This is a genomic window from Streptomyces sp. NPDC057136 (assembly GCF_042670885.1).
GTDB lineage: Bacteria > Actinomycetota > Actinomycetes > Streptomycetales > Streptomycetaceae > Streptomyces.
Window position 1 is genome coordinate 1 of record NZ_JBHUUV010000013.1, and the last position, 17747, is coordinate 17747.

The 17747-nt window shown below is 70.6% G+C and carries 17 protein-coding genes and 1 riboswitch; of the genes, 10 read left to right on the plus strand and 7 right to left on the minus strand.

The annotated features are described in order from the left end of the window. The 5 genes from ACFT7S_RS17725 to ACFT7S_RS17745 all read left to right on the plus strand — a co-directional run. Positions 1 to 465: flavodoxin-dependent (E)-4-hydroxy-3-methylbut-2-enyl-diphosphate synthase (locus tag ACFT7S_RS17725; RefSeq protein WP_382732575.1), on the plus strand; the 465-nt coding region annotated here is incomplete at its 5' end. Positions 466 to 491: 26 nt separating this feature from the next. Then, a complete protein-coding gene (dxs, locus tag ACFT7S_RS17730) occupies positions 492 to 2402 on the plus strand; it encodes a 1-deoxy-D-xylulose-5-phosphate synthase (RefSeq protein ID WP_382732577.1) in 1911 nt (636 codons plus the stop codon). Next, positions 2399 to 3796 (plus strand): aspartate aminotransferase family protein, encoded by a 1398-nt coding sequence (locus ACFT7S_RS17735; protein WP_382732579.1) that lies wholly within the window; start codon positions 2399 to 2401, stop codon positions 3794 to 3796. The genes dxs and ACFT7S_RS17735 overlap by 4 nt, the downstream gene beginning before the upstream one ends. A 64-nt stretch (positions 3797 to 3860) precedes the next feature. Next, on the plus strand, positions 3861 to 4469 hold the full coding sequence (locus tag ACFT7S_RS17740) for a helix-turn-helix domain-containing protein (protein ID WP_382732581.1): 609 nt from the start codon (positions 3861 to 3863) through the stop codon (positions 4467 to 4469). Positions 4470 to 4514: 45 nt separating this feature from the next. Then, positions 4515 to 4688, plus strand: coding sequence for a DUF6126 family protein (locus ACFT7S_RS17745; RefSeq protein WP_382732583.1), 174 nt, complete (start codon positions 4515 to 4517; stop codon positions 4686 to 4688). 10 nt (positions 4689 to 4698) lie between these two features. Here ACFT7S_RS17745 and ACFT7S_RS17750 read toward each other — a convergent pair whose 3' ends face one another. After that, on the minus strand, positions 4699 to 5511 hold the full coding sequence (locus ACFT7S_RS17750; protein ID WP_382732585.1) for a tyrosine-protein phosphatase: 813 nt from the start codon (positions 5509 to 5511) through the stop codon (positions 4699 to 4701). Positions 5512 to 5690: 179 nt separating this feature from the next. Here ACFT7S_RS17750 and ACFT7S_RS17755 point away from each other — a divergent pair, with 179 nt between their 5' ends. The 3 genes from ACFT7S_RS17755 (at position 5691) to ACFT7S_RS17765 (ending at position 10280) form a co-directional block, all read left to right on the plus strand. Next, complete coding sequence (locus ACFT7S_RS17755) at positions 5691 to 7790, plus strand: alpha-galactosidase (protein WP_382732587.1); 2100 nt, start codon at positions 5691 to 5693, stop codon at positions 7788 to 7790. 288 nt (positions 7791 to 8078) lie between these two features. Then, positions 8079 to 8237, plus strand: a riboswitch (cyclic di-AMP (ydaO/yuaA leader). 5 nt (positions 8238 to 8242) lie between these two features. Further along, the gene (locus ACFT7S_RS17760) at positions 8243 to 9238 is read left to right on the plus strand and encodes a peptidoglycan DD-metalloendopeptidase family protein (protein ID WP_382732589.1); all 996 of its coding nucleotides are present in this window, start codon (positions 8243 to 8245) and stop codon (positions 9236 to 9238) included. A gap of 187 nt (positions 9239 to 9425) precedes the next feature. Continuing rightward, on the plus strand, positions 9426 to 10280 hold the full coding sequence (locus tag ACFT7S_RS17765) for an SGNH/GDSL hydrolase family protein (protein ID WP_382732591.1): 855 nt from the start codon (positions 9426 to 9428) through the stop codon (positions 10278 to 10280). Here ACFT7S_RS17765 and ACFT7S_RS17770 read toward each other — a convergent pair. The 5 genes from ACFT7S_RS17770 to ACFT7S_RS17790 are packed head-to-tail and all read right to left on the minus strand — an operon-like array spanning position 10266 to position 15466. Next, positions 10266 to 11147, minus strand: a complete 882-nt coding sequence (locus ACFT7S_RS17770; protein WP_382732593.1) for an STM4011 family radical SAM protein — start codon at positions 11145 to 11147, stop codon at positions 10266 to 10268. The two genes, ACFT7S_RS17765 and ACFT7S_RS17770, sit on opposite strands and share 15 nt — an antisense overlap. An 8-nt stretch (positions 11148 to 11155) precedes the next feature. Then, positions 11156 to 12529, minus strand: a complete 1374-nt coding sequence (locus ACFT7S_RS17775; protein ID WP_382732595.1) for an STM4012 family radical SAM protein — start codon at positions 12527 to 12529, stop codon at positions 11156 to 11158. Further along, positions 12526 to 13338: an STM4013/SEN3800 family hydrolase gene (locus ACFT7S_RS17780; protein WP_382732865.1), complete on the minus strand. Its 813-nt coding sequence runs from the start codon at positions 13336 to 13338 to the stop codon at positions 12526 to 12528. Before ACFT7S_RS17780 ends, ACFT7S_RS17775 begins: the two co-directional genes overlap by 4 nt. Positions 13339 to 13372: 34 nt before the next feature. Continuing rightward, on the minus strand, positions 13373 to 14509 hold the full coding sequence (locus ACFT7S_RS17785) for an STM4014 family protein (protein ID WP_382732597.1): 1137 nt from the start codon (positions 14507 to 14509) through the stop codon (positions 13373 to 13375). A 6-nt stretch (positions 14510 to 14515) separates the two neighbouring features. Continuing rightward, the gene (locus tag ACFT7S_RS17790; RefSeq protein WP_382732599.1) at positions 14516 to 15466 is read right to left on the minus strand and encodes an STM4015 family protein; all 951 of its coding nucleotides are present in this window, start codon (positions 15464 to 15466) and stop codon (positions 14516 to 14518) included. 175 nt (positions 15467 to 15641) lie between these two features. Here ACFT7S_RS17790 and ACFT7S_RS17795 point away from each other — a divergent pair, with 175 nt between their 5' ends. Together ACFT7S_RS17795 and ACFT7S_RS17800 are read left to right on the plus strand one after the other, a co-directional pair. Continuing rightward, positions 15642 to 15968 (plus strand): hypothetical protein, encoded by a 327-nt coding sequence (locus ACFT7S_RS17795; RefSeq protein ID WP_382732601.1) that lies wholly within the window; start codon positions 15642 to 15644, stop codon positions 15966 to 15968. 82 nt (positions 15969 to 16050) lie between these two features. Then, positions 16051 to 17052, plus strand: coding sequence for a DUF6745 domain-containing protein (locus ACFT7S_RS17800; protein WP_382732603.1), 1002 nt, complete (start codon positions 16051 to 16053; stop codon positions 17050 to 17052). Positions 17053 to 17108: 56 nt separating this feature from the next. Here the strand turns inward: ACFT7S_RS17800 and ACFT7S_RS17805 are convergent, their stop codons facing one another. After that, the gene (locus ACFT7S_RS17805; protein ID WP_382732605.1) at positions 17109 to 17720 is read right to left on the minus strand and encodes a TetR/AcrR family transcriptional regulator; all 612 of its coding nucleotides are present in this window, start codon (positions 17718 to 17720) and stop codon (positions 17109 to 17111) included. Between the last annotated feature and the right edge of the window lie 27 nt (positions 17721 to 17747).

Consider the following 17747-nt stretch of genomic DNA (forward strand, 5'->3'; position numbering starts at 1 on the left):
GCGGTGGCGTTCGGTGCGCTGCTGTCGGAGGGCATCGGGGACACGATCCGGGTGTCGCTGTCGGCGCCGCCGGCCGAGGAGGTCAAGGTCGGGCTTCAGATCCTTGAGGCGCTGAATCTGAAGCAGCGTCGTCTGGAGATCGTGTCGTGTCCGTCGTGCGGGCGTGCGCAGGTGGATGTGTACAAGCTGGCGGACCAGGTCAGTGCGGGTCTTGAGGGTATGGAGGTCCCGCTGCGGGTCGCGGTGATGGGCTGTGTTGTCAATGGTCCGGGTGAGGCCCGTGAGGCGGACCTGGGTGTGGCGTCCGGCAACGGCAAGGGGCAGATCTTCGTGAAGGGCGAGGTCATCAAGACCGTCCCGGAGTCGAAGATCGTCGAGACCCTCATCGAAGAAGCCCTGAAGATCGCCGACGGTATGGAGGAGGCAGGGACCCCGTCGGGGGTTGCGGCTGTGACCGTGAGCTGAAAACCGGACCGGAGAGGGGCCCGAGCGTGACGCTTCTGGATTCCATCAAGGGGCCACAGGATCTCAAGGCACTGAGTGGACCGGAACTCGACGAACTCGCCGCCGAAATCAGGACGTTCCTGGTCCGCGCGGTGTCCAGGACAGGTGGCCACCTCGGACCCAACCTCGGGGTGGTGGAACTCTCCATCGCCCTGCACCGGGTCTTCGACTCGCCCGTGGACCGCATTCTGTGGGACACCGGGCACCAGAGTTACGTGCACAAGCTCCTCACCGGGCGCCAGGACTTCTCCAAGCTGCGTGGGAAGGGCGGCCTGTCCGGCTACCCGTCCCGCGAGGAGTCCGAACACGACGTCATCGAGAACTCCCACGCCTCCACCGTCCTCGGCTGGGCCGACGGTCTGGCCAAGGCCAACGAGGTACTGGAGCGACCTCACCATGTCGTCGCGGTCATCGGGGACGGCGCACTCACCGGCGGCATGGCCTGGGAGGCGCTGAACAACATCGCGGCCGCCGAGGACCGCCCGCTGATCATCGTGGTGAACGACAACGAGCGCTCGTACGCCCCGACCATCGGTGGTGTGGCCGACCACCTCGCCACCCTCCGTACGACCGACGGCTACGAGCGCTTCCTGGCCTGGGGCAAGGACCTCCTTCGGCAGACCCCCGTCATCGGGCCGCCGCTCTATGGTTCGCTGCACGGCGCCAAGAAGGGGTTCAAGGACACCTTCGCCCCGCAGGGCATGTTCGAGGACCTGGGCCTCAAGTACGTCGGCCCGGTCGACGGACACGACACCGCCGCCGTCGAGTCCGCGCTGAGCCGCGCGAAACGTTTCCACGGACCGGTGCTCGTGCACTGCATCACCGAGAAGGGGCGGGGCTACCCGCCCGCGCTCTGTGACGACGCCGACCGCTTCCACACCGTCGGCGTGATGGACCCGCTCACCTGCGAACCCCTCGCCGTCCCCGCCGGCCCTTCCTGGACCTCCGTCTTCGGCGACGAGATCGCCGCGATCGGGGCCGAGCGGCCCGACATCGTCGCCGTCACCGCGGCCATGCTGCACCCCGTAGGACTCACCAAGTTCGCCGAGGCGTTCCCCGGCCGGATCTGGGACGTGGGCATCGCCGAGCAGCACGCGGCCGTCTCGGCGGCGGGCCTGGCCACCGGCGGACTCCACCCCGTCGTCGCCGTCTACGCGACCTTCCTCAACCGGGCCTTCGACCAGCTGCTGATGGATGTCGCCCTGCACCGGTGCGGCGTGACCTTCGTCCTCGACCGGGCCGGAGTCACCGGGGCCGACGGACCCTCGCACAACGGCATGTGGGACATGTCGGTGCTCCAGGTCGTCCCCGGGCTGCGGATCGCCGCCCCGCGCGATGCCGACCAGCTCCGCGCGCAACTGCGCGAAGCCGTCGACGTGGACGACGCCCCGACCGTGCTCAGATTCCCCAAGGAATGCGTGGGGGAGCCGATTCCGGCCGTCGGAAGGATCGGCGGCATGGATCTCCTGCACCGCGCCGACGATCCCGATGTGCTGCTGGTGGCGGTCGGTGTGCTCGCCCAGGTCTGTCTCCAGGCCGCCGACCTGCTCGCGGGGGCCGGCATCCGCTGCACGGTCGTCGACCCGCGCTGGGTGAAGCCGGTCGACGAGCAGCTCGCCCCGCTCGCCGCGGACCACCGGCTGGTGGCCGTCGTGGAGGACAACAGCCGGAGCGGCGGCGTCGGTTGGGCCGTCGGACAGGCGATGCGCGATGCCGGGGTCGACGTACCGCTGCGGACGTTCGGCATCCCCGAGCAGTTCCTCGCCCACGCCGGACGAGGCGAGGTGCTCGCCGACATCGGACTCACACCGGTGGAGATCGCCGGACAGATCAGCGCCTTCTTCGCCGCCGGGCGGACGAAGGCGGAGCAACCGGTACTGAAGGAGAGCGGGGCATGAAGGACGACGGGCCCAAGGGCTTCGATCTGGCACGGCTCCTCGCCGAACGCGGCGGCGAGCGCTACGAGTTGCACACCAAGCACCTCAACCACCAGCTGCCGCGCATGCTCCGTACGATCGGCTTCGACAAGGTCTACGAACGGGCCGAGGGCGCGTACTTCTGGGACGCGGAAGGCAACGACTACCTCGACATGCTCGCCGGCTTCGGGGTGATGGGGCTCGGCCGGCACCACCCTGTCGTACGCAAGGCGCTGCACGACGTCCTCGACGCCTCGCTGGCCGACCTCACCCGCTTCGACTGCCAGCCGCTCCCCGGCCTGCTGGCCGAGAAGCTGCTCGCCCACAGCCCGCACCTGGACCGGGTGTTCTTCGGCAACAGCGGTACGGAGGCCGTCGAAACGGCCCTGAAGTTCGCCAGGTACGCCACCGGGAAGCCCAGGATTCTGTACTGCACGCACGCCTTCCACGGTCTGACCACCGGTTCCCTCTCGGTCAACGGCGAGGCGGGCTTCCGGGACGGCTTCGCGCCGCTGCTGCCGGACACCGCGATCGAGCTCGGCGATCTGGACGCACTGCGGCGCGAGCTGAAGCGCGGCGACGTCGCGGGGCTCGTCGTGGAGCCGATCCAGGGCAAGGGGGTGCACGCCTCGCCGCCCGGCTTCCTGCGTGCCGCGCAGGAGCTGCTGCACCGGCACAAGGCGCTGCTCATCGTGGACGAGGTGCAGACGGGCCTCGGCAGGACCGGTGACTTCTACGCGTACCAGCACGAGGACGGCGTCGAGCCCGACCTGGTCTGTGTCGCGAAGGCGCTCTCCGGCGGCTATGTGCCGGTCGGGGCGACGCTCGGCAAGGACTGGATCTTCAAGCGTGTCTACTCGTCCATGGACCGGGTCCTCGTCCACTCGGCGAGCTTCGGCTCCAACGCGCAGGCCATGGCGGCCGGTCTCGCCGTCCTCGCGGTGATGGAGGACGAGGAGACGGTGGCGAACGCCCGCCGCACCGGTGATCTGCTGCGTGAGCGGCTGGCCGCGCTCGTCGGCCGCTACGAGCTGCTGCACGAGGTGCGCGGGCGCGGACTGATGATCGGCATCGAATTCGGCCGGCCGTCCTCACTGAAGCTCCGCAGCCGCTGGACCATGCTCCAGGCGGCCCGCAAGGGGCTCTTCGCGCAGATGGTCGTGGTGCCGCTGCTGCAGAAGCACCGGATTCTCACCCAGGTGTCCGGGGACCATCTGGAAGTGATCAAGCTGATCCCGCCGCTGGTCATCGGCGAGCCGGAGGTGGACCGGTTCGTGAGCGCCTTCACGGCGGTGATGGACGACGCGCACAGCGGGGGCGGGCTGATGTGGGACTTCGGCAGGACCCTGGTGAAACAGGCCGTCGCCAACCGCTGAGCCGGGGGTTTGCCTCTGAGGCAAAAAGTTTGCCTCAGAGGAAAGATCCTGGCCTAATGGAGGCATGAATCCTCCTGACGGAGGGGCAGCCGACGAACTGCCCGGGGTCGCTCCGCGCCTGCGCGACCTGCGCCGCAGCCGTGGCCTCACCCTGGAGACCGCCGCCCAGCGGGCGGGGCTCTCACCCGCCCATCTCTCCCGGCTGGAAACCGGCCGCCGGCAGCCCTCGCTGCCCATGCTGCTGGGTCTTGCCCGCGTCTACGGTACGACGGTTTCCGAGCTTCTCGGGGAGGCCCCGGCCCAACGTGACGCGATCGTCCGCGGTGGCCCGTTCACGGGCGCCGAGGCCGACGGCTGGATGTACCGCGAGGCCGGCGGTTCCGGCCGGGCCATGCAGTCGCTCCGCGTCCGGGTGCCGTACGGCGCACAGGGCGATCTGGTGCGCGTCCACCCCGGCGAGGAGTGGCTGTACGTGCTGGAGGGGCGGCTGAGGGTCGGCCTCGGCGAGACCGTGCACGACCTCGAACCCGGGGACAGCGCGCACTTCGACTCGCTCACCCCGCACCGGATCGCCGCCGCCGACCGCGGCGGCGCGGAGCTGCTCTTCGTCCACACACTGCTGCAGAGCCCGGCGGCCGAACTCTGTCTGGGCAGCGGACTCCACCGCCGCTGACCCCGACACCGGAAGGCCGGCCCCGACACCGAAAGAGGGACTGTCATGTCCGATTCAGAGCACTACGATCCGCTCAGCCCGAGGTCCCGGAAGAACTACGAGGCGCAGGAGCGGAAGTTTCCCCGCGGTGTGGTGATCCGGCTCGTCGCCTACCTGGTCGCCGGGCACGTCTTCGCGGCCTTCCTCTATCTGCTGTTCGAGGTGGCCGGCAAGGGCTGACGAGGAGCGGTCACGCCTCCTCGGTGAGGCGCTCCCGCAGCCGGTCACGGGTCTCGGGGGAGAGCTTCAGCCCCTCGGTGAGGTAGCGCTCTGTGCCGCCCCAGGTCTCATCGATGGTGCTGAAGGCCGCCGCCAGATATTCGGCGTGCGCACCGAAGAGCGGGTTCAGGAGCTCCATGACCTCGTCGGACATCCCGACCGCCGAGGTGTCGCTGCGCTTCACCTTGTACCGGCGGTGGGCGTCGTTGGACATCAGGTAGTCCGCCTCGATGGCCTCGCGCTCCACGCCGACGGCGAGCAGCGACACCGCTATGGAGAGCCCCGCCCGGTCCTTGCCCGCGGCGCAGTGCATCAGGGCGGGGACACTGTCCTCGGCCAGGGCGTGCAGCACCCGGCTGTGCTCGCCGGTGCGGTCCTTGATGATCGAGCGGTACGAGGCGATCATGCGGTCCGCCCCCTTGCCGTCCGCGAGGATCGAGCGCAGCTGCTCGATGTTGCCGTCGCGGACCAGCCGCCAGAACTCGGCGCCGTCAGCCGGGTCGGAGAGCGGAATGTTGACGTTGCGGACGCCTGTCAGCTCCACGTCGTGGCCGTCGAGCTTGTGGTCGGCGGCGTTGCGGAAGTCGAAGATCGTGTGCAGGCCGAGCCCGTCGAGGAACGCCGCGTCCTGCTCGGTGGCGTGCGCCAGGTGACCGCTGCGGTAGAGCCGCCCGAACCGCACCCGGCGGCCGTCCGTGGCCGGCAGGCCCCCGACGTCACGGAAGTTGCGTACACCGGTCAGCTCAGTGTGCGACAACGGGACCTGCGGCAGCTGCTGCGTCACGGTGACTCCTGGAGTGTCTGGCGTCGGCGCTGCTCGCCGACGAGGGCACGGTCGTGACGATACGACATTGATTCCCCAGGCAATCATCTTGCCCCGGAGGTCGCCGTTCCGTGCGGCACCGTTGCCCACGCGGCGCGCACGCTCGATGATGTGCGGAACTGTTCGAATCTGGGGGCGGCATGATCGAGACAGGCGACGAGGGCCGGACCTGGCTGCTCGGCGGAGCGACCGGAAGCTACGCGCTGCACCTCACGGACCGGGACGAACTGCTGCATCTGCACTGGGGCCCGCGCATCTCCCTGGCCGCGGCAGAGGCCCTGGCCGCCCTGCCCCCGGCCCCGGAGCGGCCCTTCGAGTCCTCGCTCGACGGCAGGGAGGAGTACCCCGTCGAGGGCGGGCCCCGGTTCGTCCGCCCGGCACTCTCAGTGCGGGGCGGCGGGGTCAGGGGCACGCAGTGGGTGTTCGCGGACGCTGTGGTGGAAGGGGACGAGCTCCGCCTCCGCTTCACCGACGCCGTACACGCTCTCTGCCTCACCCTGCACTACCGCATGCGGGACGACTCCGATGTGATCGAACGCTGGGCCACCGTCGCCCACACCGGCCGTGGCCGCCCGTCCCTGGAACTGCTCCGCGCCGACGCCGCCGCCTGGACACTGCCCGCCCGGGACGGCTGGCGACTGAGTCGGCTGCACGGCCGCTGGGCGGCGGAGTCGCGGCTCGTACGCGCGGAGCTCACGTACGGCGAACACATTCTCTCCAGCCGGCGCGGCCACACCGGGCACCAGCACCTTCCCTGGGTGGCCCTCGACGCGGACGGGGCAGCCACCGAGCAGCACGGCGAGGTGTACGGCTGCGCGCTCGGCTGGTCCGGTTCCTGGCGCATCGCGGTGCAGCAGCTCCCCGACGGCCTCGTGCAGATCACCGGCGGCGCGGGCCACGACGAGTCCGGACTGCTGCGCCTCGCCCCCGGTGAGTCGTACACCACACCGCTCTTCGCGGGCCTGTGGAGCGCCGGGGGCTTCGGCGGCGCGAGCCGGGCCTGGCACGCCTGGCAGCTGGCCCGGGTGATCCCCGATGCCGAGGCCCTGCGGCCGGTGCTCTACAACTCCTGGGAGGCGACCGGCTTCGACGTCTCCGAGCCGCAGCAGCGGGCGCTCGCCGAGCGGGCCGCCGGCCTGGGCGTCGAGCTGTTCGTCGTGGACGACGCGTGGTTCGGCCGGCGCACCAGCGACCGCGCCGGGCTCGGCGACTGGACACCGAACCCGGCGCGCTTTCCCGGCGGTCTGAAACCGCTCGCAGAGGAAGTGCACCGGCTCGGGATGCGGTTCGGCATCTGGGTCGAGCCGGAAATGGTCAACGCCGACAGCGATCTCTACCGCGCCCATCCGGAGTGGGTGCAGCACCATCCCGGACGGACCCGCACCGAATTCCGCAATCAGCTGGTGCTCAACCTGGCCAGGCCCGATGTGCGGGCGTACCTCTGGGAACAGCTGGACACCCTGCTTTCCGGCGCCCCCGTCGACTATGTGAAATGGGACTTCAACCGGTGTTTCACGGATGCGGGCTGGCCCGGCGAGGAGTATCCGCAGAAGCTGTGGGTCGAGCACGTGGAGGCCTTGTACGGGCTGCTCGACCAGCTGCGTGCGGCACATCCGGGCGTCGCCTTCGAGTCCTGCTCGGGCGGCGGAGGCCGGATCGATCTGGGCATCCTCTCCCGCACGGACCAGGTGTGGACGTCGGACAACACCGACCCGCTGGACCGGCTCGCCATCCAGGAGGGCTTCGGGCAGATCCATCCGGCGCGGGTGATGGCGGCCTGGGTGACGGACAGCCCGAACACCCAGCTCAACGGCCGGGTGAGCTCACTGGGATTCCGGTTCGTCAGTGCCATGGCCGGAGTGCTCGGCGTCGGCGGCGACCTCACCGAATGGAGCGAGGAGGAGCTGGCCGAGGCAAGGGGCTGGGTGGCGCTGTACAAGGAGATCCGACCGGTCGTGCAGCGGGGCGCGCTGTACCGGCTGCGGCCTCCACGCGGCGGGCTCAGTGCGGTCCAGTACGTGTACGGGCAGGACGTCGTCGTCCTCATGTACTTGGAGGCACAGAGGTACGGGGAGCGACCCCCTGCGCTTCGCCTGCGCGGGCTCGACCCCTCGGCGAGGTACATGTGCCTCGACACCGGTGCGGTGTACGAGGGTTCGGTGCTGCTCCATCAGGGTGTGGATACCGGGCTCCGGGGCGATCTCGACGCGAGGGTGCTGAGGCTCCGCCGTACGCCGTGATCGGGGCATGTCCGTATTGGTGCATTTAGCAGAACATGCCCTGCTTATGGGGGAGATGGTGGTCGACTGGTGAGCGGGATCATATCCGTGACGGTGCGTGGTGGCCCGGCCGACGGGCATTCCGCCCCCCGCACGGAATGCCAAGATCCGTAATCCACGCAGTGTGACCGGAAATCCGCGCCGGAATTGAATCTCGCATTCCGGTGCGTCGGACATGGCTTGTTCCGGCCGTCCTTACTCGCTTACGGTCACCGTCAATCCGGACGGACCGCCTAATCCTGCCGCCGCCCGGAATCCGCACCCACTCACGCGTGGCAGGAGCGGGGGACCCAGGTAAGCCGCTGGTCCGGAGCAATCCGGAACGGCTCGGGGTGAAGTCGCGCCAGCGCGACCGGGCATCTCCAGCCCGAACCCGACAGCTCACCTCGCAGGCGCCGGAGAGGAATTCCCCCATGCCCGCACAGGGTAAGCACCGTCGTCCGAAGTCCAGCCCGATCGCCCGCGGCATCTTCGCCGCCGGGACCGGCGGCGCAGTCCTCGCTCTTCCGCTGATCGGCGCCACCGGAGCGCACGCCGCGGAGCAGGCCGCGCCCGCCGCCAAGCCCGCGGCAGCCTCGGTCGCCGCTGCGCACACCGCGCCCGCCGCCGTGTCCAAGACCGCCCCGAAGACGTACTCCGTGGCCGCCGGCGACTATCTGTCGAAGATCGCCGCCGAGCAGAAGATCAAGGGCGGCTGGCAGAAGCTGTACAAGGACAACCGCGAGGTCGTCGGCGAGAACCCGGGCCTGATCTTCCCCGGCACCGAACTCACGCTCGGCGCCAAGGCGTCCGGCTCCGCCGAAGCCGCTGCTCCCAAGGCCGCTGCTCCCAAGGCCGCTGCTCCCAAGGCCGCTGCTCCCAAGGCCGCTGCCCCCAAGGCCACCGCTTCCAAGGCCGCGGCCCCGAAGGCGGACACGTCCTCCAACTCGGCCTCCTCCTCCGCCGAGTCGGCCGCCTCGACGAACACCAGCGCCGCCACCGGCGCCTCGGAGAGCAACAGCTCCGGCTGGACGACCCCCGTGGCCGACGCCACCGTCACCACGCCGTACCGCGCCTCCGGCTCGATGTGGTCCAGTGGCTACCACACCGGTGCGGACTTCCAGGCCGCCTCCGGCACCAGCGTCCGGGCCATCGGCCCCGGCACCGTGGTCTCGGCCGGCTGGAGCGGTTCGTACGGCAACGAGGTCGTCATCAAGCACGAGGACGGCATGTACTCCCAGTACGCCCACCAGACCTCGCTCAACGTGTCGGTCGGCGAGACCGTCACCGGCGGCCAGCAGATCGGCCTCTCCGGTTCCACCGGCAACTCGAGCGGCCCGCACCTCCACTTCGAGGTCCGCACCGGCCCGAGCTACGGCTCGGACGTCGACCCGGTCTCGTACCTGCGTCAGCACGGCGTCTCCATCTGAGACGAGCAGCAGTGAAGAAGGGCGGTGCGCCGGCGGCGCACCGCCCTTCTTCGCGTTCTCACCGGTTCTGCGGGGGCCGCCACTTATTCCGGCTTTACCAAAAACTGACCGGGTGGTCTATCTCACGACCCGTCAACCCCTTATTACGGTCGCGTAGGTCACATTCGTAGGTGCAGGATAAGTCCTTGTGGCAGACGATTCGAAACTCAATCAGCGCGGTCTCCAGGACGTCATGGGCGTCAAGAGCGTCATAGGGTCGTACGCGGCGATTGGCGACAGCTTCACCGAGGGCGTCGGCGACCCCGGCCCCGATGGAACCTTTGTCGGCTGGGCGGACCGGTTCGCTGTGCTGCTGGCGGATCAGCTCCCGGTATCCGACGAGGGGGCGGGCCTCACCGCATCGCGGCACGGCAATTTCCGGTACGCCAATCTCGCCGTACGCGGACGGCTCCTCGACCAGATCGTCGAGGAACAGGTCCCGCGAGCCAAGGAACTGGCACCCGACCTCGTGAGCTTCTGCGCGGGCGGCAACGACATCCTCCGGCCGGGCAGCGACCCCGACGACGTGGCCGAGCGCTTCGAGCGCGCCGTCGCCGAACTGGCCGGCGCGGTCGGCACCGTCATGATCACCACCGGCTTCGACCCCCGCCACATGCCGGTGCTGCGCCACCTCCGGGGCAAGATCGCCACCTACACCGCCCATGTGCGCTCCATCGCCGACCGCTACGACTGCCCGGTCCTCGACCTGTGGTCGCTGCGTTCCGTGCAGGACCGCCGGGCCTGGGACGACGACCGGCTGCATCTGTCGCCCGAGGGGCACACCAGGGTCGCGCTCCGCGCCGCCCAGGTCCTCGGCATCGAGGTGCCCGCCGACCCCGACCAGGCATGGCCGCCGCAGGCCCTGCGCCGCCCGCTCGACGACCGGCGCGACGACATCCACTGGGCCCGCGAGTATCTGGTCCCCTGGATCGGGCGACGGCTGCGCGGCGAATCGTCAGGCGACCACGTCGAGGCCAAGCGCCCGGACCTACTGCCGCTCTAGCGCACGCTCCAGAACAGGGAGAGCACGCCGGGACGGTATCCGTTCCAGTACGCCGCCCGCGAAGACGTCGTACAGCGGCAGCGTCTCCAGGTGCACATAGCCGATATGGCAGTCGCAGACGGCGAGGGGACAGCCGCGCGGGCCCAAGGACCTGCGGTAACTCCCGTCGTAGAGATTGCCGAGCTCCGCGCGGACGAAGTGGCACCGCCGCACCGTGCCGTCGCCGTCCACCGAGATGACCGACTCACCGGTCCGACAGGGCAGCCCGGCCGAGGTGTGGGGGTGCCGGCTGTACGGGAACAGGGGGTCCAGGGCCGTCCAGCGGCCCGCCTCCTCGTCCGTATAGGTGTGCCCTTCGGCGGCGTTGACCCAGAGATAGACCTCGTCGGACAGCGCCGCTCGCAGCCGCCGTGCCTCGTCGAGGTGAGCGTCGAGTCCGACGATCCCGACGCTGTGACGGACACCGAGTTCTGCGAGGTCACGGCACTTGCCGAGGAACCGTTCGTACGGAGTCTGGCCCGGGTGGTACGTGCACCACAGCGCCACCTTGTCTAGGTCGGCGTCCGCCAGCCAGCCGGTACGGCAGCTGAGGTTGGTCTGGATGGCGACCCGGCCGATGTGCGGCAGCCGCGAGAGCTCGACCAGCGCCCGGCGGTACCAGGACCGGACCAGCCCCTCGCCCCACGGTGTGAAGAGCACCGACAGCCGGTCGCCCGTCTGCGCCGCCGCCCACGCGGTGAAGCGTTCCAGGGCGGCGCGGTCGGTGCGCAGTTGCCCAGGAGTATCGCGCCGCTTGGCGAACGGGCAGTACGGACAGGCGTAGTCGCACGAGGCCAGCGGGCCCCGGTAGAGGATCGTCAGGTCCATGGAAGGGCTCACTTCACTTCGTACGCGGCCATCGCGGCCCGTACAGCGGGGGAGAACAGCTCCGGGCCCAGCGCGTCGGAATGAGCCAGTCCCTCCGGGGAGAGGCGGAGCAGGCCGTTGCCCACCGGCCCCGCCAGCCAGCCGCGCGCCGCGAAGCGGTCCAGCTCGGCCGAGAAGTCGTCGTACGGGTTCGTGCCGAACCGCGCGCGGTACTCCGCGCGCTCCAGCCCGTCGGCCTGGAGAAGGGACTGCAACAGGTGGCGCCTGCGCGCCTCGTCGCCGTCGACGTACCGTCCCACCTCGGCCCGGGAGAAGTCCTCCGTCGTCGTGAAGCCGTCGATGATGCCCCGGATCTCCCGCATCTCCACCGCGTAGCCGAAGGAGTAGTGCAGGGACGAGGTGTACGAACGGGCGCCGCAGCCGAGACCGATCATCCCGTCGGTCTGGCAGGCGTAGTCGTCCGGGCCCTCGTGTGGGGCGTCGGCCCGGCGGAACATCCGCATCGACACCTGCTCGTAGCCCTCGGCGAGGAGATGGTCGCGCCCGGCCCGGTAGAGCCGCAGCCGCTGTTCGTCCCAGGCGGCGTCCGCCGCGGCCTCGGTCCCGGGCGGTGTCGCGGCGCCGATACGGTCGAGGCCTGTCAGCGGGCGTACGTACAGCGGGTAGAGGTACAGCTCCTCGGGACGCCAGGCCAGCGCGGCGTCCAGTGAAGCGCGCCAGGTGTCCTCGGTCTGGCCGTCGATGCCGTAGATCAGATCGATGTTGAGGACCGGGATGCGGGCATCGCGGATGCGGCCGAGGGCCGCCTCCACATCGGCCCGGCGCTGCGGGCGGACCGCGGCGCGGGCCTCGTCGTCCACGAAGCTCTGCACACCGATGCTCACCCGGGTGGCTCCCCGTTCGGCGAGAACGGCCAGCCGGTCCGCCGTCGCCGTGGAGGGCGAGGTCTCGACGGACAGTGGAACGGACCGGAGATCGGCGCCCATCCGCTTCTCCGCGATGTCGCAGAGCCGCTCCAGCTCGGACGCAGTCAGGAAGGTCGGCGTACCGCCGCCGAAGGCCGCGGCGGCGAAACGTACCGGCCCCTCGTCGCCCAGCGCGTCGCGGACCGCGGTGGCCTGACGGTCCAGCGCGTCGAGGTAGCGCGTCGTCAGCTCTTCGGGCGCGCCGATCCGGGTGAACAGATTGCAGAATCCGCAGCGGACCTCGCAGAACGGTATGTGGACGTACAGGGAGAGCGCGTCCTTGCGCTCCGGCGCCCACAGCTCGCTGAGCAGGGGCCGCCCGGAGGGGTGTTCGCCGAGTGGGCGGTACGCCGTCTTGTGCGGGTAGGCGTAGACGTAACTCTGGTACGGCCTGACGGCGGGTGTGGCGATGGTCATCGGGCGGCCCCCGGCTCGAGGATGAAATGGGCGTAGGGCACGGTCCAGACGGCTTCGTGACCGAGGCGGTGACCGGTGTATCCGTCGTCGCCGTAGGCCGTGCCGTGGTCCGAGCAGACGATGGCGAAGCACCGGCGGCGGCTGCTCGCGGCCGCGAAGAGCCGGCCGATGTGGCGGTCGATGTACTCCAGCGCGGCGGCGTGGGTGTCGCGGGAGTCGCCCGCCTCGGGGGTGGCGCCGTGCCGGTGGAACCAGTTGGGCTGGTGCAGGGCGGCCACATTGACGAACAGGAACAGCCGCTGCTCCTCGGGGAGTTCCGCTACCACCCGCTCGGCGCGGGCCACCTGTTCCTCGAACGAGGTGGGGGACGCGACACCGAAAGTGGGCTCCCAGTGGCTCTCCTGGAACAGGTCGGGGAGGACCGAGCCGAGCGGCCCCCGCTTGTTGAAGAAACCGACGCCGCCGATGCACACCGTGCGGTAGCCGGCGCCGGCGAGCCCGGAGACCAGATCGGGGGTGTCGAAGACGAAGGTGCCGTCCTCCGTGGTCTCACTGCCCGCGAAGCGTGCCGCGAACAGCCGCGGATGCGGGCCCGGGGCGGCGGGAGTCGGGAGGAACCCGGCGAACATCGCCTGGTGGGAGGCGTACGTGAAGCTCCCCGGGGCATGCCGCTTCTCCCATACGCCGCCGGGCAGATGGCGGGCCAGGTGCGGAATGCGCCCGGCCGCCGCCAGTTCCACCGCGACGTCGTGGCGCAGGGTGTCCAGGGTCACGAGCAGCAGATCGTGGCTGCCCACGATCCGGTTCATGTCGGGTTCGGCTCCCGGCGGGTGCGGGGCGGAGTCAGTGGGCAGCGTCGGCACGGTGGTTCCTTGTTCTGTTCGGCAATACGGCGGCGACCTGCGCCGCATAGGTGTCCAGGTTCTCGGCGCCGCTGCCAGGCAGGCCCGTCAGGCGCGGCAGCAGGTCACCGAAGGCGTTGACCTCGCAGACGGCGAAGCGCCGCCAGCCGGTGGAGGGCAGCAGATCGACGCCCACGCACTGCGTGTCGGGGAAGCAGGCGGCGGCCCGCTCGCACACGGCCAGGGCGGCGGCCCAGCTGCCGCCCGCGGCCTCGACCGCGGCCCTGACCGCGTCGAGGTCGCCGCGCTCGCCGCCGAGATGAAGGTTGGTCATGGGGGAGCGGCTGGTCCGTACGACCGCGTGCGTCGCCCGGCCCGCCACCACCACGACCCGCAGGTCGGCGGCCCGGCCGTGCTGCGATGCCTTCGGCAGCCAGCGCTCGATGTGCAGGCCGTCCGGCGCCAGGGCGTCGACGACCGCCGCGACCTCTGCCTCCGTCGTGCAACGGCGCACCCGCAGCGAGTTGAAGAGGCGCCCCGCCGCGTCCCGTTCGACCGAGGTGGTCGCCCGCACCCGGCCGTCGCCGGCGGTCTCCACCGCCAGCACCCCGGAGGCGGACGAACCATGAGCGAGCTTCACGAACGCCCGCCGCATGCCGTGCTCCCGCATCAGCGTGCGCACATCGGCCCAGCCCCGCACGGCGGGCGCTCCGGGCCCGGACGTCGGTGACTCCGGTACGGGCACCCCGGCGTCCCTCAGCACGGCGTGGCACAGCCGCTTGTCGAACAGCACCGCGATGTCATCGGGGTCGTCGAGCAGCACCGCACCCGCCGCGGAGGCGGCCCGGGCCACGTCCCGTACGGCGGCGGTGAACGCCGCGTACCACCGCGCGGAACCCTCCACCCTGGTCGGATCGTCGACCCCGCGCAGCAGTCGTTCGACCTCGGCGTCCTCGCCCGGCGAGTCGATCCGGACGGACTCTCCCGGCAGGAAGACCGCCTCGCCGCGCAGCACCGTCCGCCAGGGCACCACACGCGCCTCGGGCAGCCCGGAGGCGCGCACGGCGTCCTGGAAGAGCGTGACGCGGCGATTCCCCGGAACCCCGACTACCGCGAAGCGCGGCGCCCGGCTGTACATGTCAGGTCACTCCGCCACGGTGGTGTAGCGGCCCTCGGCGCCTCGGTTGTCCCACGGCGTATTGCGATCCGACAGATCGACCCGCACACCGTGCGGCTCCAGGGCCTCACGGACACGGCGTTCCATCGGCTCGGTGAGGAAGTGGTGATGCAGATCGAGCGCGCCGAGGTGGGTGAGTGGCTGACCTTCGAGGAGCGCGGCAGCACCCTCGTCACCCATCGTGCCGGAGGACAGATCGAGCGTCTGGAGCTGGGCGACGACCGGGGCCGAGGCGATCGCTGTCGCGATCTCGTTCTGCAACTCGCTGTTGCGCAGGCCGAGATGGCGCAGAGCCGGGAATCGGGTACCGGACAGCAGGGGTTGGAGATCCGCCACCGTGGCATCGCCGCCGTACGCCGAAACCCCCAGCCAGAGCTCCAGCCGCTCCAGTGCGGGCAGTTCGCTGTCCAGTACACCGCGTACCACCTCCGCGGGCAGGCCGCCGGTCTCGATGATCAGTCCCCGCAGACTCTCGTGCTTGAGCGGCGGGAACCGCAGACCGGTCCCACCGCGCACCCCCAGGGCCTCAAGACGGGGGAAGGCGGTGAGCAGCGAGGTGACGTCCGCGTGCTCGATCCACGAGATCTCCGCCTCCTCCTGCAGCAGATCCCCGACGAAGACCGCCTCCAGCGAGGTCAGCCGGCCGGCGGCCGCGACGACGAGACCGATCGGGTACGAAGAATCCTTGTCGTAGGACTCGCCCCACTGCCCGATGATCAGGGCGCGGACCCCGGCCGGATCGACCTCGTCGAGGAAGGCGTTGAACTCCTCCTCCCACGTCCGGTCCTCGTCCTCGTACGGCTCGACGCCGATGCGCCAGGCCGCGGCGTCGGCGGCGGGCCGGACGGCAGCGGTCCCGGCTTCGAAATCGACGGCGGGAAGGCCGATCAACTCTTGCAGGTGGTCGACATCGGACATGGTCCAGAGCTCCTGTCGCTGGGGGCGGCTGATGTCCGCAAGGTTTATCAAGGCCCACTGACAACCCCGTGACCGGGGACGGTGGGAGGGTGTGCGGCCGTCGATTGTCAGACCCTCGCCGTAGCGTTTTCCACGTGGCCGGCACAGAGCGTGCCGAGCCGGAGGGGAGACGTCTGTGTACCGGCAGGGCGATGTGCTGATCGTGGCGTTGGAGGAGTCGGCGGTGCCCGCGCACCTGATGGCGGCGCCGGGAGAACTGCGTGACGGGCGGGGGCGTCTGGTGCTCGCGCTGGGCGAGGTGACGGGCCATGCGCACGCGGTGGTGGGCCCTGGCCGGCTGATGCGCGAGGAGGGGGCCTTCGGCCCGATGCTGCTCCATCTGCCCGAGGGGGGACGCGTGGTGCACGAGGAGCACGCGGTGATACCGCTGCCGAAGGGCTGGTTCCGCGTCGTGCGCCAGCGGGAGTACGCACCGGGTGCGGTCCGCATCGTCGCGGACTGACCCGCGCTCAGGAGCGCACTCCTGGGGTCAGCGGTCGGCGAGCAGGGATCAGGGATCAGAGAACAGGGGACGGGGACAACCGATGCAGTATGTGAACTCTTGGCGGGCCGTGGCAGCGGCGACGGGCGCGGCGGACCGGTCGGCGGCCGAGGACGGCGTACGGCTCGCCTACCGCAGCGCGGGGCTCGCCGAGCCGGACACGATCGTCTGGGCGGATTCGCCGAGGGCGGCCGTCGAAGCGGTGGAGAAGCTCACCGACGCGGGTCGCTCGGTGCGCGACGAGGTCCGCACCCGGCCGTGGGCGGACGAGCGCCGCAGGATGTACGACGAGTTGGGCCCGGCCGGCTGGTCGGCGCTCTGGTCCGCGACCGGGGCCCAGCTCTGGGAGACCACCGCGGCGCTGGCCGAACGGATAAGGGCCGGAGTGGTCGCGGACCTCTCCGAGCGCCCGGAGGACGAGTCCGATGTGCGCCTCGTGCTGCTCGACGCGGTCCTCGGACAGCACGACGCGGCCTGGCTGGCAGCCTTCGACGGCCGCGGAGACCGGCTGACGGGGCTCGCGGAGGTCGCCAGGAACGCCGGCTGGTGGTGGCCGTACGAGCGCGCCGTCGTGATCAGCGAGCGGCCGGTGGCCCTCCACCGCGACGAGGCGGGGCGACTCGACCACGGGGACGGCCCGGCGCTCTCCTACCCCGACGGATTCGCGCTGCACGCCTGGCGGGGCATGCCGGTGCCCGCCGAATTCCTCGCGGGCCTGGCGACCCTGACTCCGGAACGGATACGCGGTGAGGAGAACGCGGAACTCCGCCGCGTGATGCTGGAGTACTACGGCTACGACCGCTACCTCACGGAGGCCGGCGCCGAGCCCGTGCACCACGACGAGACGGGGATTCTCTGGCGGATCGCTCTGGACGGCGACGAGGACGTGGTGATGGTCGAAGTGGTCAACTCCACCCCGGAGCCCGACGGCACCCAGCGGACGTACTGGCTCCGGGTACCGCCGAGGACCAGGACGGCGAAGGAGGGCGTCGCCTGGACCTTCGGCCTGGACGGCCAGGCGTACGCACCGGTCCGTCAGACCTGATCCGGCGACGCGGGGGAGGGACGAGGAGACGGGGGAACGGGGGAGGCGAAGCCCGCTCAGGCGGTCAGCGCCGCGTGCTCCAGGCCCAGTTCGTGGGCGAGCGCCTCGTCGGTCCACTGAAGCATCGTGGCCCGCGAGAGCGGACCCCCGTACGAGGTCATCTGGACGGCCAGGCCGTCGAGCAGGGCGGTCAGCCGCCAGGCCACGGACATCGGGTCGTCGCAGTGGAACTCACCGGCTGCGGCGCCCTCCTCGATGACCTCGGCGAGCTCCGCCTTCCACTGCTGGTCGAGATCACCGGCGACATTGCGCAGCGCGGGATCGCGCAACGACGCCGCCCAGCCCTCGATCCACAGGCGCCAGCCCTTGGCCTGACCCGTCGGCGCGTACCACCGGACGGCCGCCCGCAAGCGCCGCACGGCGCTGGTGCGGCGCGTCAGCAGCTTGCGCAGATGGGCGAGGTCGGCCTCCGCCGCGTACGCGAACGCGGCGGCGACCAGCTTCTCCTTGGTCGAGAAGTGGTAGAGCACCAGCGCGTTGCTCACCCCGAGGACGGACGCCACATCGGCGATCCGCACCGCGGACACACCGCGTACCTCGATCTGTTCGACGGCAGCACGCAACAGCTCCTCGCGTCGCTCCGCCACTCCCAACCGCACTCTCGCCACGTGGTCAGCCTAACGAACCGGCCTCTT